Source organism: Pseudomonas sp. WS 5411 (genome assembly GCF_012985595.1).
In the GTDB taxonomy this organism is placed as follows: Bacteria; Pseudomonadota; Gammaproteobacteria; order Pseudomonadales; family Pseudomonadaceae; genus Aquipseudomonas; species Aquipseudomonas shahriarae.
Map to the genome: position 1 here is coordinate 188545 of NZ_JAARMC010000005.1, position 15435 is coordinate 203979.

General features: G+C 61.6%; 12 protein-coding genes. 6 read left to right on the forward strand and 6 right to left on the reverse strand.

What is annotated here, in order from left to right; genetic code table 11:
* Positions 1–23 precede the first annotated feature (23 nt).
* Positions 24–1115 (forward strand): GNAT family N-acetyltransferase/peptidase C39 family protein, encoded by a 1092-nt coding sequence (locus HBR93_RS11245; RefSeq protein WP_115128274.1) that lies wholly within the window; start codon positions 24–26, stop codon positions 1113–1115.
* Here HBR93_RS11245 and sfnG read toward each other — a convergent pair.
* Positions 1104–2210 carry a dimethylsulfone monooxygenase SfnG gene (gene sfnG / locus HBR93_RS11250; RefSeq protein WP_057436652.1) on the reverse strand — a complete coding sequence of 369 codons (1107 nt, stop codon included), beginning with the start codon at positions 2208–2210 and terminating at the stop codon, positions 1104–1106. The two genes, HBR93_RS11245 and sfnG, sit on opposite strands and share 12 nt — an antisense overlap.
* A gap of 267 nt (positions 2211–2477) precedes the next feature.
* On the opposite strand from sfnG, the gene HBR93_RS11255 reads away from it, so the two are divergent.
* The gene (locus HBR93_RS11255; RefSeq protein ID WP_057436653.1) at positions 2478–3257 is read left to right on the forward strand and encodes a TSUP family transporter; all 780 of its coding nucleotides are present in this window, start codon (positions 2478–2480) and stop codon (positions 3255–3257) included.
* Here HBR93_RS11255 and nudC read toward each other — a convergent pair.
* From nudC to HBR93_RS11275, 4 genes are all read right to left on the reverse strand, one after another.
* Positions 3225–4058 (reverse strand): NAD(+) diphosphatase, encoded by an 834-nt coding sequence (gene nudC, locus HBR93_RS11260; protein WP_057436654.1) that lies wholly within the window; start codon positions 4056–4058, stop codon positions 3225–3227. The two genes, HBR93_RS11255 and nudC, sit on opposite strands and share 33 nt — an antisense overlap.
* A 6-nt stretch (positions 4059–4064) precedes the next feature.
* The gene (locus HBR93_RS11265; protein ID WP_057959447.1) at positions 4065–4877 is read right to left on the reverse strand and encodes a crotonase/enoyl-CoA hydratase family protein; all 813 of its coding nucleotides are present in this window, start codon (positions 4875–4877) and stop codon (positions 4065–4067) included.
* Between the two features lie 138 nt (positions 4878–5015).
* Entirely contained in the window at positions 5016–6311 is a 1296-nt protein-coding gene (locus HBR93_RS11270) for an ATP-binding protein (RefSeq protein WP_169960346.1), read from the reverse strand.
* 4 nt (positions 6312–6315) lie between these two features.
* The gene (locus HBR93_RS11275) at positions 6316–7017 is read right to left on the reverse strand and encodes a response regulator transcription factor (protein WP_057436665.1); all 702 of its coding nucleotides are present in this window, start codon (positions 7015–7017) and stop codon (positions 6316–6318) included.
* A gap of 198 nt (positions 7018–7215) precedes the next feature.
* On the opposite strand from HBR93_RS11275, the gene HBR93_RS11280 reads away from it, so the two are divergent.
* From HBR93_RS11280 to HBR93_RS11295, 4 genes are all read left to right on the forward strand, one after another.
* Positions 7216–8373: an efflux RND transporter periplasmic adaptor subunit gene (locus HBR93_RS11280; protein ID WP_057436667.1), complete on the forward strand. Its 1158-nt coding sequence runs from the start codon at positions 7216–7218 to the stop codon at positions 8371–8373.
* Between the two features lie 18 nt (positions 8374–8391).
* The gene (locus HBR93_RS11285) at positions 8392–11484 is read left to right on the forward strand and encodes an efflux RND transporter permease subunit (RefSeq protein ID WP_057436669.1); all 3093 of its coding nucleotides are present in this window, start codon (positions 8392–8394) and stop codon (positions 11482–11484) included.
* An 80-nt stretch (positions 11485–11564) separates the two neighbouring features.
* Positions 11565–12206 (forward strand): DUF1345 domain-containing protein, encoded by a 642-nt coding sequence (locus HBR93_RS11290; protein WP_057436955.1) that lies wholly within the window; start codon positions 11565–11567, stop codon positions 12204–12206.
* A gap of 260 nt (positions 12207–12466) precedes the next feature.
* On the forward strand, positions 12467–12928 hold the full coding sequence (locus tag HBR93_RS11295; protein WP_057436671.1) for a hypothetical protein: 462 nt from the start codon (positions 12467–12469) through the stop codon (positions 12926–12928).
* 66 nt (positions 12929–12994) lie between these two features.
* On the opposite strand, the gene HBR93_RS11300 is transcribed toward HBR93_RS11295, so the two are convergent.
* Positions 12995–15259 carry an autotransporter outer membrane beta-barrel domain-containing protein gene (locus tag HBR93_RS11300; RefSeq protein ID WP_169960347.1) on the reverse strand — a complete coding sequence of 755 codons (2265 nt, stop codon included), beginning with the start codon at positions 15257–15259 and terminating at the stop codon, positions 12995–12997.
* Between the last annotated feature and the right edge of the window lie 176 nt (positions 15260–15435).

Sequence of the window (15435 nt, forward strand, 5' to 3'; positions counted from 1 at the left end):
TACGCAACTTTTACGGCGGTTATATGACTCTTTTCTTTCGCGTTGCAACCCTGGATGACCTGCCAGCACTGGTGGCCCTGGAACAGCACTGTTTCACCACAGACCGGCTGTCTGCCCGCAGTTTCCAGTGGATGATCAGCCGCGCCCATGCGCAGCTGCTGGTGGCCGAAAATACCGGGCAATTGCTGGGTTATGCCCTGGTGCTGTTCCATCGCGGCACCTCGCTGGCGCGCCTGTACTCCCTGGCCATTGCCGCGCCGGCCCGGGGCATGGGCCTGGGCAAGCAATTGCTGGCGCGCATCGAGGCCTGCGCCGTGGCGCACGACTGTGCGTACCTGCGCCTTGAGGTGCGCACCGACAACCCTGGCGCTATTGCCCTGTATGAACACAGTGGCTACCGGCGCTTTGCCCTGATCAACGACTATTACGCCGACCATACCGACGCCCTGCGCCTGGAAAAACGCATCCTCCAGCACACTGACGCACGGGCCTTGAGTGTTCCCTACTACCAGCAGACCACCGACTTCACCTGCGGCGCAGCCTGCCTGTTGATGGCCATGGGCGCCCTGTTACCTGGGCGTGAGTCTCTGCGCCGCGAAGAGCTGCAGATCTGGCGCGAAGCAACCACCGTGTTCATGACCGCCGGCCACGGCGGCTGCAGCCCCCAAGGCCTGGCCCTGGCTGCCTGGCGCCGGGGGTTTAAGGTGCGCATGCAGGTCAACGTGCGCGGGCCGCTGTTTCTCGATGGGGTGCGCGACCCGCATAAAAAAGAGGTGATGCGCCTGGTGCATGAGGGGTTCGAGGAGGATTTGGCCAACAGTGATGTGCAGCAGGTATTCGGCGGTGCGTTGGACCTGGCGCAGGTCCTCGGTGATGGCGGCCAGCCACTGGTGCTGATCAGCAGCTACCGGCTGACGCGCTCCAAGTCACCGCACTGGGTAATCGTGACCGACTGCGATCAAGAGTTTGTCTACCTGCATGATCCCGACGTGGACCATAGCCAGCATCGCCGCCCCATGGACTGCCAGCATTTGCCGGTCAGCCACGGGGAGTTCGAGCGGATGTGCCGTTTTGGCAGCCGTCAGCTGCGGGCGGCGGTGGTGCTATACCGGTAACGCCCTGGCGCTGCCGGTCGCCGCGGCCTTGGCTTCGAGCTCGCGCACCAGGGGCAATACGCGCTGGCCGAAATATTCCACCTCCTCCTGGAAGTGCAGGAAGCCCGCCAGCACCAGGTCCACCCCCACCGCCTTGAGCGCGACGATGCGCTCGGCAATCTGCCGAGGGGTGCCGATCAGGTTGGTCTTGAAGCCGTCGTTGTACTGCACCAGGTCGGCGAAGCTGGACTTGGCCCAGTTGCCCTCACCTTCGGGCGAGGCCTTGCCCGCCTGCCTGGCGGCATCACCAAAGGCGTTGACGGCCTGCGGGTCGGCCTTGTCGATGATCTCAGCCAACACCGCCTGGGCCTCTTGCTCGGTGTCGCGGGCGATCACAAACGCGTTGACCCCGACTTTTACCGAGTGGTGATTGGCCGCGGCCTTGGCGCGGATATCATCGACCTGGGCCTTGATCCCCTCGGGCGTGTTGCCGTTGGTGAAATACCAGTCCGACACCCGCGCCGCCATATCCCGCGCAGCCCGGGAGCTGCCACCCTGGAAAATTTCCGGGTGCGGCTGAGTCAGGGGCTTGGGCTTGAGGCTGTAATGGTTGAACCGATAAAAATCCCCCTTGAAGGTGAAATCGTCCTGGGTCCAGATGCCTTTTAACGCGCGGATAAACTCTTCGGAGCGCCGATAGCGCTCGTCATGCTCCAGCCAGTGCTCGCCAATGGCCTGGAACTCGCCCTTGAACCAGCCGCTGACGATGTTCACCGCCACCCGGCCTTGGGTCAGTTGATCAATGGTCGCCAACTGCTTGGCCGCCAGCGCCGGCTGCCAGGGCCCCGGCAGGATCGCGGCGATCACCTTGAGTTGGGTCGTGGCCGCCAGCAACGCATGGCTGAAGGCCACGGATTCATGTTGGTATTCGGCGCCATAGCCGGCGGTGAAACGGATTTGCGTCAGGGCATACTCAAACCCCGCCGCCTCGGCCAACTGGGCCAGCTTGCGGTTGTAGTCGATGCCCCAGTCGGTACGTTGTTCAACCTTGCTGACCACCAGGCCACCACTGACATTGGGCACCCAATAGGCAAATTTCACGGCTTGCTGAGTCATCGTTCGGCACCTCGCACACAGGGAATGTACAGGGGTAGAGCAGCAAACGTGCCAGGGTTGGCAAAGCCCCTGGGCTGGGGCGTTTGCGTGCCGACCGACCTATCGGCCATGTTGCCCGGGCGGGCTATTTGTTGGATCACTGTTGGTAGCGCAACACCGTGGCGAGGGATGGAGCGTGTGCAACAGTCGCCGTAACATTCGGTTATAGGTAAGCTATCGGACTTTAGCGCAGCCCCTTCTGCGCCTCGCCGAAAATAAGTCGCCTCCATGCCTTTTGAACTCAGCGTTGACCTCACCACCCTGGCCATTCTGGCCGTGGTTGCCTTTATTGCCGGTTTTATCGACGCCATTGCGGGCGGCGGTGGTTTGCTCACCACCCCGGCCCTGCTCACCGCCGGTATGCCGCCCCATTTGGTACTGGGCACCAATAAACTGAGTTCGACCTTCGGTTCGGCCACCGCCAGTTTTACCTTCTACCGGCGCAAGCTGTTCCATCCGCGTCAGTGGGTCCACGCGATCGTGGGCACCCTGGTCGGCGCGCTGCTGGGGGCCATCGTCGCCCATTACCTGCCCGCCGAATGGCTGAACAAGATGCTGCCGGTGATCGTCTTCGCCTGCGGTATCTATCTGTTGTTTGGCGGTACGCCCAAGGCGCCGCTGGACGCCGATGCGCCGATCAAGAAGAAGTGGCAGTCGACCCAGGGTTTGGCCCTGGGCTTCTACGATGGCGTGGCCGGTCCCGGCACCGGCGCATTCTGGACCGTCAGCACCCTGCTGATGTACCCCGTGGACCTGGTCAAGGCCAGCGGCGTGGCGCGCAGCATGAACTTCGTCAGCAACGCGGCGGCGCTGTCGGTGTTTATCTTCAACGGTTCGGTGGACTGGATTGTCGGCCTGAGCATGGGCCTGTCGGTGATGGTGGGCGCGTTCTTTGGCGCACGCAGTGCCATCAGCGGCGGCGCCAAATTCATTCGCCCGGTGTTTATCACCGTAGTCCTCGGCCTGACCGTGCGCCTAGCCTGGCAGCACTGGTTCAGCGTGGCCTAGACGGCGCGCCACATACAGGTCGATAAGGTAGCGGGCAATCGAGCGCGAGGCCGGCAACGGTGGCAACTGGTGGATGTTGAACCACTGCGCATCTTCAATCTCGTCGGCCTGGGGCACGATTTCGCCACCGGCATACTCGGCGTGAAAGCCCAGCATCATGGAGTGCGGGAACGGCCAGCACTGGCTGCCCACGTACTGGATGTTCTGCACCTGCACCTGCACTTCCTCGTGCACTTCGCGGATCAGGCAGTCTTCGGCAGATTCCCCAGGCTCGGCAAACCCGGCCAGGGTGCTGTAGACCCCAGTGACGAAACGCGGCGAACGCGCCAGCAGAATCTCATCGCCACGGGTGATCAGCACAATCATGCTCGGTGAGATACGCGGGTAACTGCGCAGGTCGCAGGCCTGGCAGAACATTGCGCGCTCGCGGGGCACCTGCACCATCGCCTGGCCGCAACTGCCGCAAAAGCGGTGCTCGCGGGCCCAGGTACCGATTTGCGCGGCATAACCCAGGACTTTGTACAGACGGTGATCGCCCTGCAGCATAAACGCCCGCAGGCCCTGCCAGCGGCAACCCGGCACATCGCCAGGGCTGTTCAGCTCCAGCAGGTACACCGGCTCGCCGTCCAGATGGCCGATGCCATGTTCGGCCATCACCGACAGGTCCTGGCGCTTGAGCCATTCCCGGGGAAACAGCGGCCCGTTGTCATCGAGTAAAAAACCTTCGCGACTACGGGCCACAGCCCAGCCGCCGGGGGCGTCGTTGTCCAGCAGCGTTGTGGTGATCCAGCCTGGGGTCATATTCAGTCAATCCACGAATTCGGGTTTCTGCTTGCTCATATGGGCCGCAATGGCCACGCGCAGGTCGTTGGATTGCAACATAGCAGCGTTCCAGGTGGCAACGTATTCCAGGCCATCGTTGATGCTGTGGTCACGCATATAGCTGATCATGGCCTTGGTGCCGGTCACGGCAATCGGCGATTTGGCGGCGATTTGCGCGGCAAGGTCCATCACCCCGGCCAGCAGGCTGGCGTGGTCGGCAAAGGTGCGGTTGACCAGGCCGATGCTGCGCGCTTCTTCGGCGCCGAAGGTGCGCCCGGTATAGGCCAGTTCGCGCAGCATGCCGTCACCGATGATGCGTGGCAGGCGTTGCAGGGTGCCGACGTCGGCGGCCATACCGATGTCGATTTCCTTGATCGAGAATTGCGCGTCGTCAGCGGCGTAACGCATGTCGCAGGCGCTGATCAGGTCGATGGCGCCGCCGATGCAATAGCCCTGGATCGCCGCCAGTACCGGCTTGCGGCAATTATCCACGGCATTGAACGAGGCCTGCAGTTGCAGGATCTTGCGCCGCAGCAGGCGCGCATTGCGTCCCACGTCCTTGCCAAATTCGTTGGCCACCGAGGCCAGCATCATCAGGTCGATGCCCGAGGAAAAATGCTTGCCGGCGCCGCTCAACACCACGGCGCGTACAGCGTCGGTGTCGTCGATCCATTGGAAAATCTCGACGATTTCGCTCCAGAACGCCGCGTTCATGGCGTTGATCTTTTCCGGGCGATTAATCTGCACATGGGCGACGTTGCCGTGGAGTTCGACGACAAAGGCTTGGTATTCGGACATGGCAGTGATCCTTGACTGGCGGCTGATAAGGGCCGAACTATAGCAAGGGTGTATCAGGGCCGGTAAGGCTGTGCATGTGCCAAAAGCAGGACTGCATAAAAACACAAACCCGCTCTAGACAGACAGTTGCCGGTGTTTTCAGGTGGGCAACCATAGCCGCAGGCGTGCGCCGCCCAGTGGCGAGGCCTGGGCCGTGAGTGTGCCGCCTTGTGCTTCCACCGCCCGGCGGCTGATCGCCAGGCCCAGGCCGAAGCCGCCGGTGGCGCGGTCGCGGCTGCGGTCCAGGCGGTAGAACGGCTCGAAGATCCGGGCGCGCTGCTCTTCGGGGATGCCGATGCCATCGTCATCCACCCAGATTTCACAGCCCTTGGCGCAGACCTTGACGCCGATCTGGATCCGTCGCTCGCAATAGCGCATGGCATTGCGCAGCAGGTTTTGCAGGGCGCGGGCGGTGAGGCGTGGGTCGAGGGTAAAACGCTCCACGGCGCACTCCAGTACCACATCAATCACGATCTCCGGGTTCTCCAGCTCGTCGTCGATGCTGCCCAGGATGCTGTCGATAAACTCATCGAGCACCACTTCCACCCGCTCGGGCAGATGCGCCGGGTTTTGCAGGCGGCTGTAGGACAACAGCTCCAGCACCAGCTCATCCAACTCGCGGATATGCGCCACCAGGCCTTGCAGGCGCTCGCGGCTGGCGGCCGGCTGGTCTTCGGACAACGCCAGGGCCAGGCCGAAATCCAGGCGGGTCAGCGGTGTGCGCAGTTCGTGGGACACCGCGTTGAGCAAGTCCCGCTGCTGGTTGAGCAGGTGCTCGATGTCGTTGGCCATGGTGTCGAATACCGCCGCCAGGCTGCCGATGTTGGAGCTGGGGGGAATATGCGTACGCTCCTCCAGGCGGCCCCGGCCCAACTGCGCGGCGGTGACCTTGAGGCGCTCCAGGTCGCGCCAATGCGGGCGCAGCCAGATCAACAGGCCGCCCAGCAACGCCGCGCCGATCAGTACGTTCATGGTCCAGTACAGCAGGTTCATGTCCAGCGGGTCGGGGGGGATGGTCAATTTAACCGCCAACTGCCCATTGAGCGGCGAGCTGATCTCCTCCATCAAGCCCCACTCCCCCAGGCGGATCACCGGCTTGCCCTGCTCCAGCAGTCGCTCCTCGTCGGGTGTGTAGCGGGCGTCCTGGCGATGCATCAGTTGCACCTTCAGCGGCGCAAAATCCCGTGCCAATTGGTCGGTGACATCGGACCAGCGCTCCACCGGCCGGCTGTGGTACTGGCGCACGATCAGGCTCTGCAAGCCACGAGACTGTTCGATGTTGTAGTTCATGTAGCGGTCGTGGAAGACCTCGATGATGCCCATGGGGATCAAGTAGATCGCTGCGCTGTAGGTCACGATGGTCAGCAGGTAGAGACGGATCAGGGCGCGGAACATGGTGTCAGCATTCCCACTCGGAGCGGCTGAACAGGTAGCCTTTGCCCCATACCGTCTTGATCTTGCGCGCCTCGCCGGCATGGTCGTCGAACTTGCGGCGCAGCTTGGAGATGGCCACATCCACCGAGCGGTCGGTGCCGTTGAACTCGATGCCCCGCAGGCGCTGCAGGATCTGGTCGCGACTGAGTACTTCGCCGGCATGCCGGGCCAGCACCACCAACAGGTTGTATTCGCCGCTGGACAGCTCCACCGTCTGCTCGCGCCAAGTCACGGCGCGTTCCGACAGGTCAATGCACAGGTTGCCCATCAGGATCTGGTCGTTGGCCGCCTGTGGCTCGCTGAGGCTGCTGCGGCGCAACAGGGTGCGCACCCGGGCCAGCAGCACCCGTGGCTCGCAGGGTTTGGTCACGTAGTCGTCGGCGCCCATTTCCAGGCCCAGCACCTGGTCATGGCTGTCATCGCGGGCGGTGAGCATCAGGATCGGCAGGCCGGCCGAATCGGCGCGCAGCAGGCGGCAGACTTGCAGGCCATCGAGGCCGGGCAGCATCAGGTCGAGGATCACCAGGTCTGGTGGGTTGAGCCTCGCCCGTTCGCGCACATGATCGCCACGGCTGAGCACATTGACGTGATAGCCATTGCGCTCAAGGTAACTGGCAATCAGCTCGGACAGCGCGGCGTCGTCTTCGACCAGGAGGATGTTGGGCATGGTGTTTCCAAATAATACAGTTTCACATTAGATCGTCATTGATCAGAAGAGCTTGTTAGGATCCACAGCCGTGAAGGATATACGCACGCGCCTCGGCGTGCGCCGTACCTTACATTTCTTCACAGACCACCTACACAGCTTCACAGCACCGAGTCGGGGGCGCCCGTAGGATGCGCCAGTCAATATTGGGATAAGAGCATGTCAAAGAATCTGTTTGCGCCGTTTTGCCTGCTGGCACTGACCCTGGCCCTGGGTGCGTGTGGCAACTCCGCAGGCGACACCCCCGAAATGCCCCTGGCCAAGGTGCGGATCGAAACCCTCGAAGCCAAGCCCCTGTCCATCAGCAGCGAGCTGAGTGGGCGGATCGTCGCACCGCGCATCGCCGAAGTGCGCGCCCGGGTTGCGGGCGTGGTGCTTCAACGGGTGTTCAAGGAAGGCCATGACGTCAAACAGGGCGACGTGCTGTTCCGTATTGACCCGGCGCCGTTCAAGGCCGACCTCGACAGCGCCCAGGCCAGCCTGCGCAAGGCCGAGGCCAATGCCTTCCAGGCGCGCCTGCAAGAGCAGCGCTACAGCCAGTTGGTCGAAGGCAATGCCATCAGCGCCCAGGACTACGACAACGCCCGCGCCGCCGCCCGGCAAACCGCCGCGGATGTCGCGGCCAACCAGGCAGCGGTGCAACGCGCCAAGCTCAACCTTGGCTATGCCACCGTGACCGCGCCGATCTCCGGGCGTATCGGCCGCGCGCTGGTGACCGAAGGCGCCCTGGTGGGACAGAACGAAGCCACGCCCATGGCGCTGATCCAGCAACTGGACCCGATCCACGCCGACCTGACGCAATCCACCCGCGAACTCAATGACCTGCGCCGCGCTTTCCGCGCCGGGCATTTGAAGCAAGTGGGCCAGGACCAGGCCAAGGCCACGCTGATCCAGGATGACGGCAGCCTCTACCCGCTGCCGGGCAAGTTGCTGTTCGCGGAGATTTCCGTAGACCCCGGTACCGGGCAGATCATCCTGCGCAGCGAATTCCCCAACCCGGACCTCGACCTGTTGCCCGGTAGCTTTATCCGCGTACGCCTGGAGCAAGCGGTCGACCAGCAAGGCCTGAGCGTGCCGCAGCGCGCAATCACCCGTGACAGCGCCGGCATCCCCATGGTGTTGCTCGTGGACGCCGAGCAGAACGTCAGCCAGCAGCCGGTGGAGTTGGGCGCGGCGATCAATGATCGCTGGGTGGTCAACAGCGGCCTGAAGACCGGGGACCGCATCATCGTCGAAGGCCTGCAACACGCACGCCCCGGCGAAAAAGTCGAAGTGGATGCCAGCGTCGCGCCTGTCGCCCAGGCAGCCGGCCAGTAATCAAAGGGATCAGAGACAATGCCGCAGTTCTTTATTGACCGCCCGATCTTCGCCTGGGTGGTCGCCCTGTTTATCCTGCTGGCCGGCGCCCTCGCCATCCCGCAGTTGCCGGTGGCGCAGTACCCCAACGTCGCGCCGCCGAAAGTGGAAATCTACGCGGTGTACCCGGGCGCTTCGGCGCAAACCCTGGATGAAAGCGTGGTCAGCCTGATCGAGCAGGAGCTCAACGGCGCCGACCACCTGCTGTATTTCGAATCCCAGAGCAGCCTCGGCTCGGCCACCATCACCGCGACCTTCCAGCCGGGCACCGACCCGGAAATGGCCCAGGTCGATGTGCAGAACCGCCTCAAGGCCGTGGAGCCGCGCCTGCCGCAAGCTGTGACCCAGCAGGGCTTGCAGGTGGAGAAGGTGTCCGCCGGCTTCCTGCTGCTGGTGACTTTGACCTCCAGCGACGGCAAGCTCGACGACGTGGCGCTCAGCGATTACCTGGCGCGCAACGTGATGAACGAGCTCAAGCGCCTCGACGGCGTGGGCAAGGCCCAGCTGTACGGCGCCGAGCGCGCGATGCGGATCTGGATCGACCCGCAGAAGCTCATCGGTTTCAACCTGACCCCGGCCGACGTCAATGCGGCGATTACCGCGCAGAACGCCCAGGTCTCGGCCGGCAGCATCGGTGATCTGCCGGGCACCAATACCCAGGAAATCACCGCGTCGATTCTGGTCAAGGGCCAGCTCTCCACGCCGGCCGAGTTTGCCGACATTGTGCTCAAGGCCAACCCGGACGGTTCCACCGTGCGTATTGGTGATGTGGCGCGGGTCGAGATCGGCAGCCAGGAATACCAGTTCTCCACGCGCCTGAACGGCAAGCCCTCCACCGCCGTCAGCGTGCAACTGTCGCCCGGCGCCAATGCCTTGAGCACCGCGACCCTGGTGCGGGCAAAGATGGATGAGCTGTCGCGCTACTTCCCGGCCAATGTCGAGTACAAGATCCCTTACGACACCTCGCCGTTCGTCAAGGTCTCGATCACCAAGGTGATCTACACCCTGCTGGAGGCGATGGCGCTGGTGTTTGCGGTGATGTTCCTGTTCCTGCAAAACATCCGCTACACCCTGATCCCGACGCTGGTGGTGCCGATTGCACTGATGGGCACCTTCGCCACCATGCTGTTGCTGGGTTTCTCGATCAACGTGCTGACCATGTTCGGCATGGTGCTGGCCATCGGCATCCTGGTGGACGATGCGATTGTGGTGGTGGAGAACGTCGAGCGGATCATGGTGACTGAGGGCCTGTCGCCCAAGGAAGCCACACGCAAGGCCATGGGCCAGATTACCGGGGCGATCATCGGCATTACCCTGGTGCTGGTGGCGGTGTTCCTGCCGATGGCCTTTATGTCGGGTTCGGTGGGAGTGATCTACCAGCAGTTCTCGCTGTCGATGGCCACCTCGATCCTGTTCTCGGCGTTTCTCGCCCTGTCCTTGACCCCGGCCCTGTGCGCCACGTTGCTCAAGCCGATTGCCAAGGGCGAGCACCATACCAAGGGTGGGTTCTTCGGCTGGTTCAACCGGCGCTTTGAACAACTGACCGACCGCTACGAAGGCTGGGTTGCCTATGCCCTCAAGCGCAGCGGCCGCTACCTGCTGATCTACCTGGTCCTGCTGGTGGGCATGGGCTTCCTGTTCAGCCGCCTGCCCGCCTCGTTCCTGCCGGTGGAAGACCAGGGCTACACCATCACCGATATCCAGTTGCCGCCGGGCGCGAGCAAGAACCGTACGGTGCTGGTGGCCGAGCAGATCGAAGCGCATAACGCCACCGAGCCGGGCGTCGGTGATACGACGATGATCATGGGGTTCAGCTTCTCCGGTTCCGGGCAGAACGCGGCGCTGGCGTTTACCACGCTCAAGGATTGGTCCGAGCGCAGCAGCGATGATTCGGCGGCCTCAATTGCCGATCGCGCCAACATGGCCTTTACCGAACTCAAGGATGCGATGGCCTATGCCGTGCTGCCACCACCGGTGGATGGCCTGGGTACCTCCAGCGGCTTTGAGTTCCGCTTGCAGGACCGGGGCGGCGTCGGCCATGCCGCGTTGATGGCAGCCCGTACCGAACTGCTGGCGGCTGCGGAAAAAAGCCCGATCCTGGCCAATGTGCGCGAAAGTGCCCTGGCCGAGGCGCCGCAAGTGCAGTTGGAGGTGGACCGCAAGCGGGCCAATGCCCTGGGCGTGTCGTTTGCCGATGTGGGCAATATCCTGTCCTCGGCCGTTGGCTCGGCCTACATCAACGACTTCCCCAACCAGGGCCGCATGCAGCGCGTGGTGGTACAGGCCGAAGGCGACCAGCGCAGCCAGGTCGAAGACCTGATGAAGATCCATGTGCGCAACAACGCCGGGAAGATGGTGCCGCTGTCGGCATTTGTCGAAGCGCGCTGGGTCCAGGGCCCGGCGCAGTTGACCCGTTACAACGGTTACCCGGCCATCGCTATTTCGGGTGAAGCCTCACCCGGTCATAGCACCGGCGAGGCGATGGAAGAAATCCAGCGTCTGGTCAGCCAATTGCCAGCCGGCCTGGGCCAGGAATGGACCGGGTTGTCCTTGCAGGAGCGCTTGTCAGGCTCCCAGGCGCCGCTGCTGTTGATGCTGTCGCTGCTGGTGGTGTTCCTGTGCCTGGCGGCGCTGTATGAGAGCTGGTCGATCCCCACTTCGGTGCTGCTGGTGGTGCCGTTGGGCGTGTTGGGCGCGGTCATGGCGGTGTCGCTGCGCGGCATGCCCAACGACGTGTTCTTCAAGGTCGGCTTGATCACGATCATCGGGCTGTCGGCGAAAAACGCGATCCTGATCATCGAGTTCGCCAAGGACCTGTATGACCAGGGCGAAGACCTGATTGACGCGACATTGAAGGCCGCACGCTTGCGTCTGCGACCGATCATCATGACTTCGCTGGCGTTCATTCTGGGCGTGGTGCCGTTGGCGATTGCCACCGGCGCCAGTTCGGCGAGCCAGCAGGCGATTGGGACCGGGGTGATTGGCGGCATGATCACGGCGACACTGGCGGTGGTGTTTGTGCCGGTGTTCTTTGTGGTCGTCATGAAACTGGTGCGCAAACGCAAAGATTGATCAGCCCCCTGCAGGAGCCGGCAAGCCGGCTCCTGCAGGAATAGGCTATGGTGCTCAAACATCCCGCATTTGTGAGCACTATGCCCTTCCTCGCCCGAACCCACCCTCGCCTGTCCGCTGCCGCCGTCCTGGGCCTGGCAATCGGCATCCTGGCGCCCTTCGATTCAATCCTCAGCAAAATCCTGATCGGCTGGAACGTCGGGGTCTGGACCTACCTGGTGCTGATGCTGCGCCTGACCATCCGTGCCAAGGCCGAGGACGTCAAGCGCATCGCCGAGGTCGAGGATGAAAACGCCGGCCTGGTGTTATTTATGGTGTGTATTGCGGCGATAGCCAGCCTGGCGACGATTGCCGTTGGCCTGGCCGGCAGCAAGGACCTGGGCACTGCCGAACGCCTGCTGCATTACGGTTTTACCGGGGTGACGGTGATTGGTTCGTGGCTGCTGATCGGGGTGATTTTCAGCGTGCACTATGCTCGCCTGTATTACACCTGGGAGGGCAAGGCGCCGGCGTTGCGCTTTGCCGAGGGGCTGCTGACCCCCAACTACTGGGACTTTCTGTATTTCTCCTTCACCATCGGCGTCGCCGTGCAGACCTCGGATGTGGGAGTGGCTACCCGCGCCATGCGCAAAGTGGTGCTGGGGCAGTCGTTGATCGGGTTTCTGTTCAATACGGCAATATTGGGGTTCTCGATCAATATTGCGGCGGGGCTTTTTGCTTGAAGTTGCATCGGGCTTAGAACTAAAGCGTATTAATGGCAGGTTATTAGACTGTCACTCCTCACAGTAGAAAATCCCGTGCAAAGGCGTCTAATGCTTTCAGGCCAGGTGCCGAGTCAGGCCACGCATCACTCATGAGTCGCTGCCTTCGTATACTGTTAGTTCTGACAGTTTACAGCCCACGCGCACTGCTATTTCATGACTCGAACAGAGCCCTCGAAACCTCTGTTACTCGCACAATCATCAGCGATGGAGAAGCGATCATGAGCGTACAAGCGCAACAGTTGTCCCCTGCGCAACAAAAAGCACTGTACCCCAAGGCCCTCAGCGCCACCGGTACATTCGACGCATTTATCGATACGATATCGGTCCACTTTCAGACTTTGACCCTGGTGCATGACCATGACGCGGCCATCTACCGCCTTCTAGCACGACATGCTGATAATGCAGTCACCGTGGAAAAAATCACGATTGAACTGCCCGACACCATTCGCAATGGGCAGGTATTAGAGCTGGATAAGTGGCAGTCCAATAAGGTCAATGTCTGGTATGCCGTCAAGTCGCCTACGATTCATTACGTCGTGCGCTGCTCCACAGGAACGTTGATCATTAACAACCTGGAAGCCGGCATCATCAAAATCAGCGGCACGCTGAATGGCACCACCGATGAAGATGTCAACGGGAACCCACACACACTGGAAGTCGGTTTCAACGTAACCAGTTGATCGATTATGCAAGAGCAAAAAAAACGCCCGTATCTTTCGATACGGGCGTTAATAAGCGTCAAGTCTTTACCAACTGTAGCGCACACCTATGTTGGCGCCCCATGGCTGCTCGACCCGGCCACCGCTGCTGTGCTCTAGGTCGGCGTGCAGTTGCAGGTTTTGCGACAACTTAACCGCGACGCCCGCACCGAACTCGGCGCGTGAACCCGATAGGTCGTTGTTGAACTCATGGTTGTTCACCGCGACCTTATTGTTGTTGGCAAACTCATGCACCATCGCCGCCCGCAGGTAAGGCTGGAGTACGCTGCCACTGTCGAGCTGGATGTCACGCCCCACCGTCGCACCGGCCTTGGCCATGATCGAGCGGGTGCGCTCGCCATCGGCGTGCAGGCCATTTTTCATGTTGTAGTTGGCGCCCTGGATCACCACGGTGGACAGCTGGGCATACGGCTCGACGAAGTAACCGTCGTCCAGCTTGATATTGCGACCGAACTCTGCCGACAGGCCACCGCCGGTGTTGGCGTACTTGCCCTTGGACTTGGTGCCGTCACTCAAGCCGACCTTGGACTCGTTATGGAAACGGTTGAGCTTGGCCACGGCGTCGAAATACAGACCGCTCTCTTCATCCAGCCAGGTTGCGTAAGCACCCACGTAGTAGCTCTTCACTGTGCCCGACGTACCGCGCTTGAGGTTCAAGCCCGAAGTACTATGGCCGGCCATCACACCCACCAGCCACTGGCTGTCGGCCAACGGTGTGTCAGCACCCAGGGTAAAGCCCTGCTGGTTCTGGTTGTAGCCAACCCCAGTGCTCTCGGCCACCTTGTACTTGTTGCCATAACCACGCATCCACACACCCGCCTGACCAGGCTCGAAACGCAGCTCGCCCATGCGCGTACGCAGGGAAGTCGCCTCGCCGTACCAGACCGTGGGGGCGGTATTGAACAACGCCATGACCGAGCGAGTAGCCGGGCTGATCACGCGGTTGTTCGGGTCGAGGAACCAATCGGTGCCATCCTTTTTCAGACCATAGGAATAGGCACCCACGTCGACGACATCGCCCGCCAGTGAGAACTGCGCGTCACCCCCGCCGGTATGCACGATACGAATCGCTTCGGGGTTGACCGGCTCTGTACCGCTGGCTGCGAGCAACAGGCTGTGACTGCCGTTGGCTTCGCCGCTGATGTTCAGGAAGTCCGTGATGCCGTTGGCAAAATCGGTACCCATGACGAAGGTGCCGTTGCCGTCGAGACTGTCCAGGTCCAACTGATAAAACGCATCGGTGTGGCCGAATATCACCGTACCGTCCACCAGGTTCAAGGCACCCACCTGGCTGTCGGCGGTCAACTCCCAGTACGACCCATTGCCTACGTTCAAGCTGGTGACATTCTGCAGCTGGCCTTTGAGCCCGGAGCTGTTTTCCAGGTTCAAATGTGCCGTGCTGCCATCTTCGACAATGACGTCGCCTTTCAACCGGCTGCTATCGACATTCATGCTCGCCTGGGCACCGCCGTTGACTTCCAGCAGCACGCCATTGCCACCGGTCAGGGTTGAGCCGTTGCGCACGTCGATTTCAACTTCCATCTCCTCGCCAGGGTGACCTTCCACGACAATGGCCGAGCCGTTGCGCCCTTCGACGCTGGAGTTATCCAGCACCAGTTTGCCGGCATCGCTGCTGCCAGCTTCGTTGGTAAACAACACGCCATTCTTGCCGCCGATGATGCTGCTTTGGCTGGCAGTCGCGGTTGCACCGTCGAGCCACACGCCATCACTATCGGCGCCGGTGCCTTCGACCACAGTGTTCTGATTGAAGTGCAACTCAGCATTGCCCGTGGCTATTGCCCCGCTCTTTTCCCCCCGGATGATGCTGTTGAACACCTGGGCAATGCCGCCCTTGTCGGAATTGAAACTCTGGTACGCCTGCAAACCGAAAGTTGTGTGGCTGATGATGGCACTGTTGCGAATGATGGCCGCACTGTCATCCAGGCGCACCGCCCCCCATATCGAGTGGTTGGATTCAACAGTGGCGCCGTCAACGTTGACGGTGGAGCCCTGCGTCGCACGGATATCTTCGATCCGGCTGCCAGTATTGACATTCAACGTCGAGTCGTTGGCCAGGATATTTCCGGCGCGAGCACCGTTGACGGTCAGCTCGGACTTATGATCCAACTGCCAATCATTTTTCATCTCATGGGGGCCAATGGTCCTTGACTCACCGATCAGTTGATCCGCTTGGACGCTGGTGTGCATCGCTGCAAGCAGAAGCACGCTAATGGCTGGAACATGCATCATCTTGCTCAAGGGCTTGAGCTCGAATCTGGTAGGTAATGACATCGGGGGTTCACTCTCTGGGTAGCGCCTGTAAAAACGGCTTGGCTCGTTCCCGCGGAATGAAGCCTCACCTGTAAGGCGCAGAGGTTACGTAGTGAACGTACTGATGACTGTAGGACTAATCCGAGCAAAGCTTAGGTATAGGCACCGCAGTGGCATGGAAAACTGCACAACTGGCA

Coding starts and splice junctions, on each gene's coding strand:
- HBR93_RS11245 (WP_115128274.1), top strand. CDS start 24: ATGACTCTTTTCTTTCGCGTTGCAACCCTGGATGACCTGCCAGCACTG.
- sfnG (WP_057436652.1), bottom strand. CDS start 2,210: ATGACTCAGCAAGCCGTGAAATTTGCCTATTGGGTGCCCAATGTCAGT.
- HBR93_RS11255 (WP_057436653.1), top strand. CDS start 2,478: ATGCCTTTTGAACTCAGCGTTGACCTCACCACCCTGGCCATTCTGGCC.
- nudC (WP_057436654.1), bottom strand. CDS start 4,058: ATGACCCCAGGCTGGATCACCACAACGCTGCTGGACAACGACGCCCCC.
- HBR93_RS11265 (WP_057959447.1), bottom strand. CDS start 4,877: ATGTCCGAATACCAAGCCTTTGTCGTCGAACTCCACGGCAACGTCGCC.
- HBR93_RS11270 (WP_169960346.1), bottom strand. CDS start 6,311: ATGTTCCGCGCCCTGATCCGTCTCTACCTGCTGACCATCGTGACCTAC.
- HBR93_RS11275 (WP_057436665.1), bottom strand. CDS start 7,017: ATGCCCAACATCCTCCTGGTCGAAGACGACGCCGCGCTGTCCGAGCTG.
- HBR93_RS11280 (WP_057436667.1), top strand. CDS start 7,216: ATGTCAAAGAATCTGTTTGCGCCGTTTTGCCTGCTGGCACTGACCCTG.
- HBR93_RS11285 (WP_057436669.1), top strand. CDS start 8,392: ATGCCGCAGTTCTTTATTGACCGCCCGATCTTCGCCTGGGTGGTCGCC.
- HBR93_RS11290 (WP_057436955.1), top strand. CDS start 11,565: ATGCCCTTCCTCGCCCGAACCCACCCTCGCCTGTCCGCTGCCGCCGTC.
- HBR93_RS11295 (WP_057436671.1), top strand. CDS start 12,467: ATGAGCGTACAAGCGCAACAGTTGTCCCCTGCGCAACAAAAAGCACTG.
- HBR93_RS11300 (WP_169960347.1), bottom strand. CDS start 15,259: ATGTCATTACCTACCAGATTCGAGCTCAAGCCCTTGAGCAAGATGATG.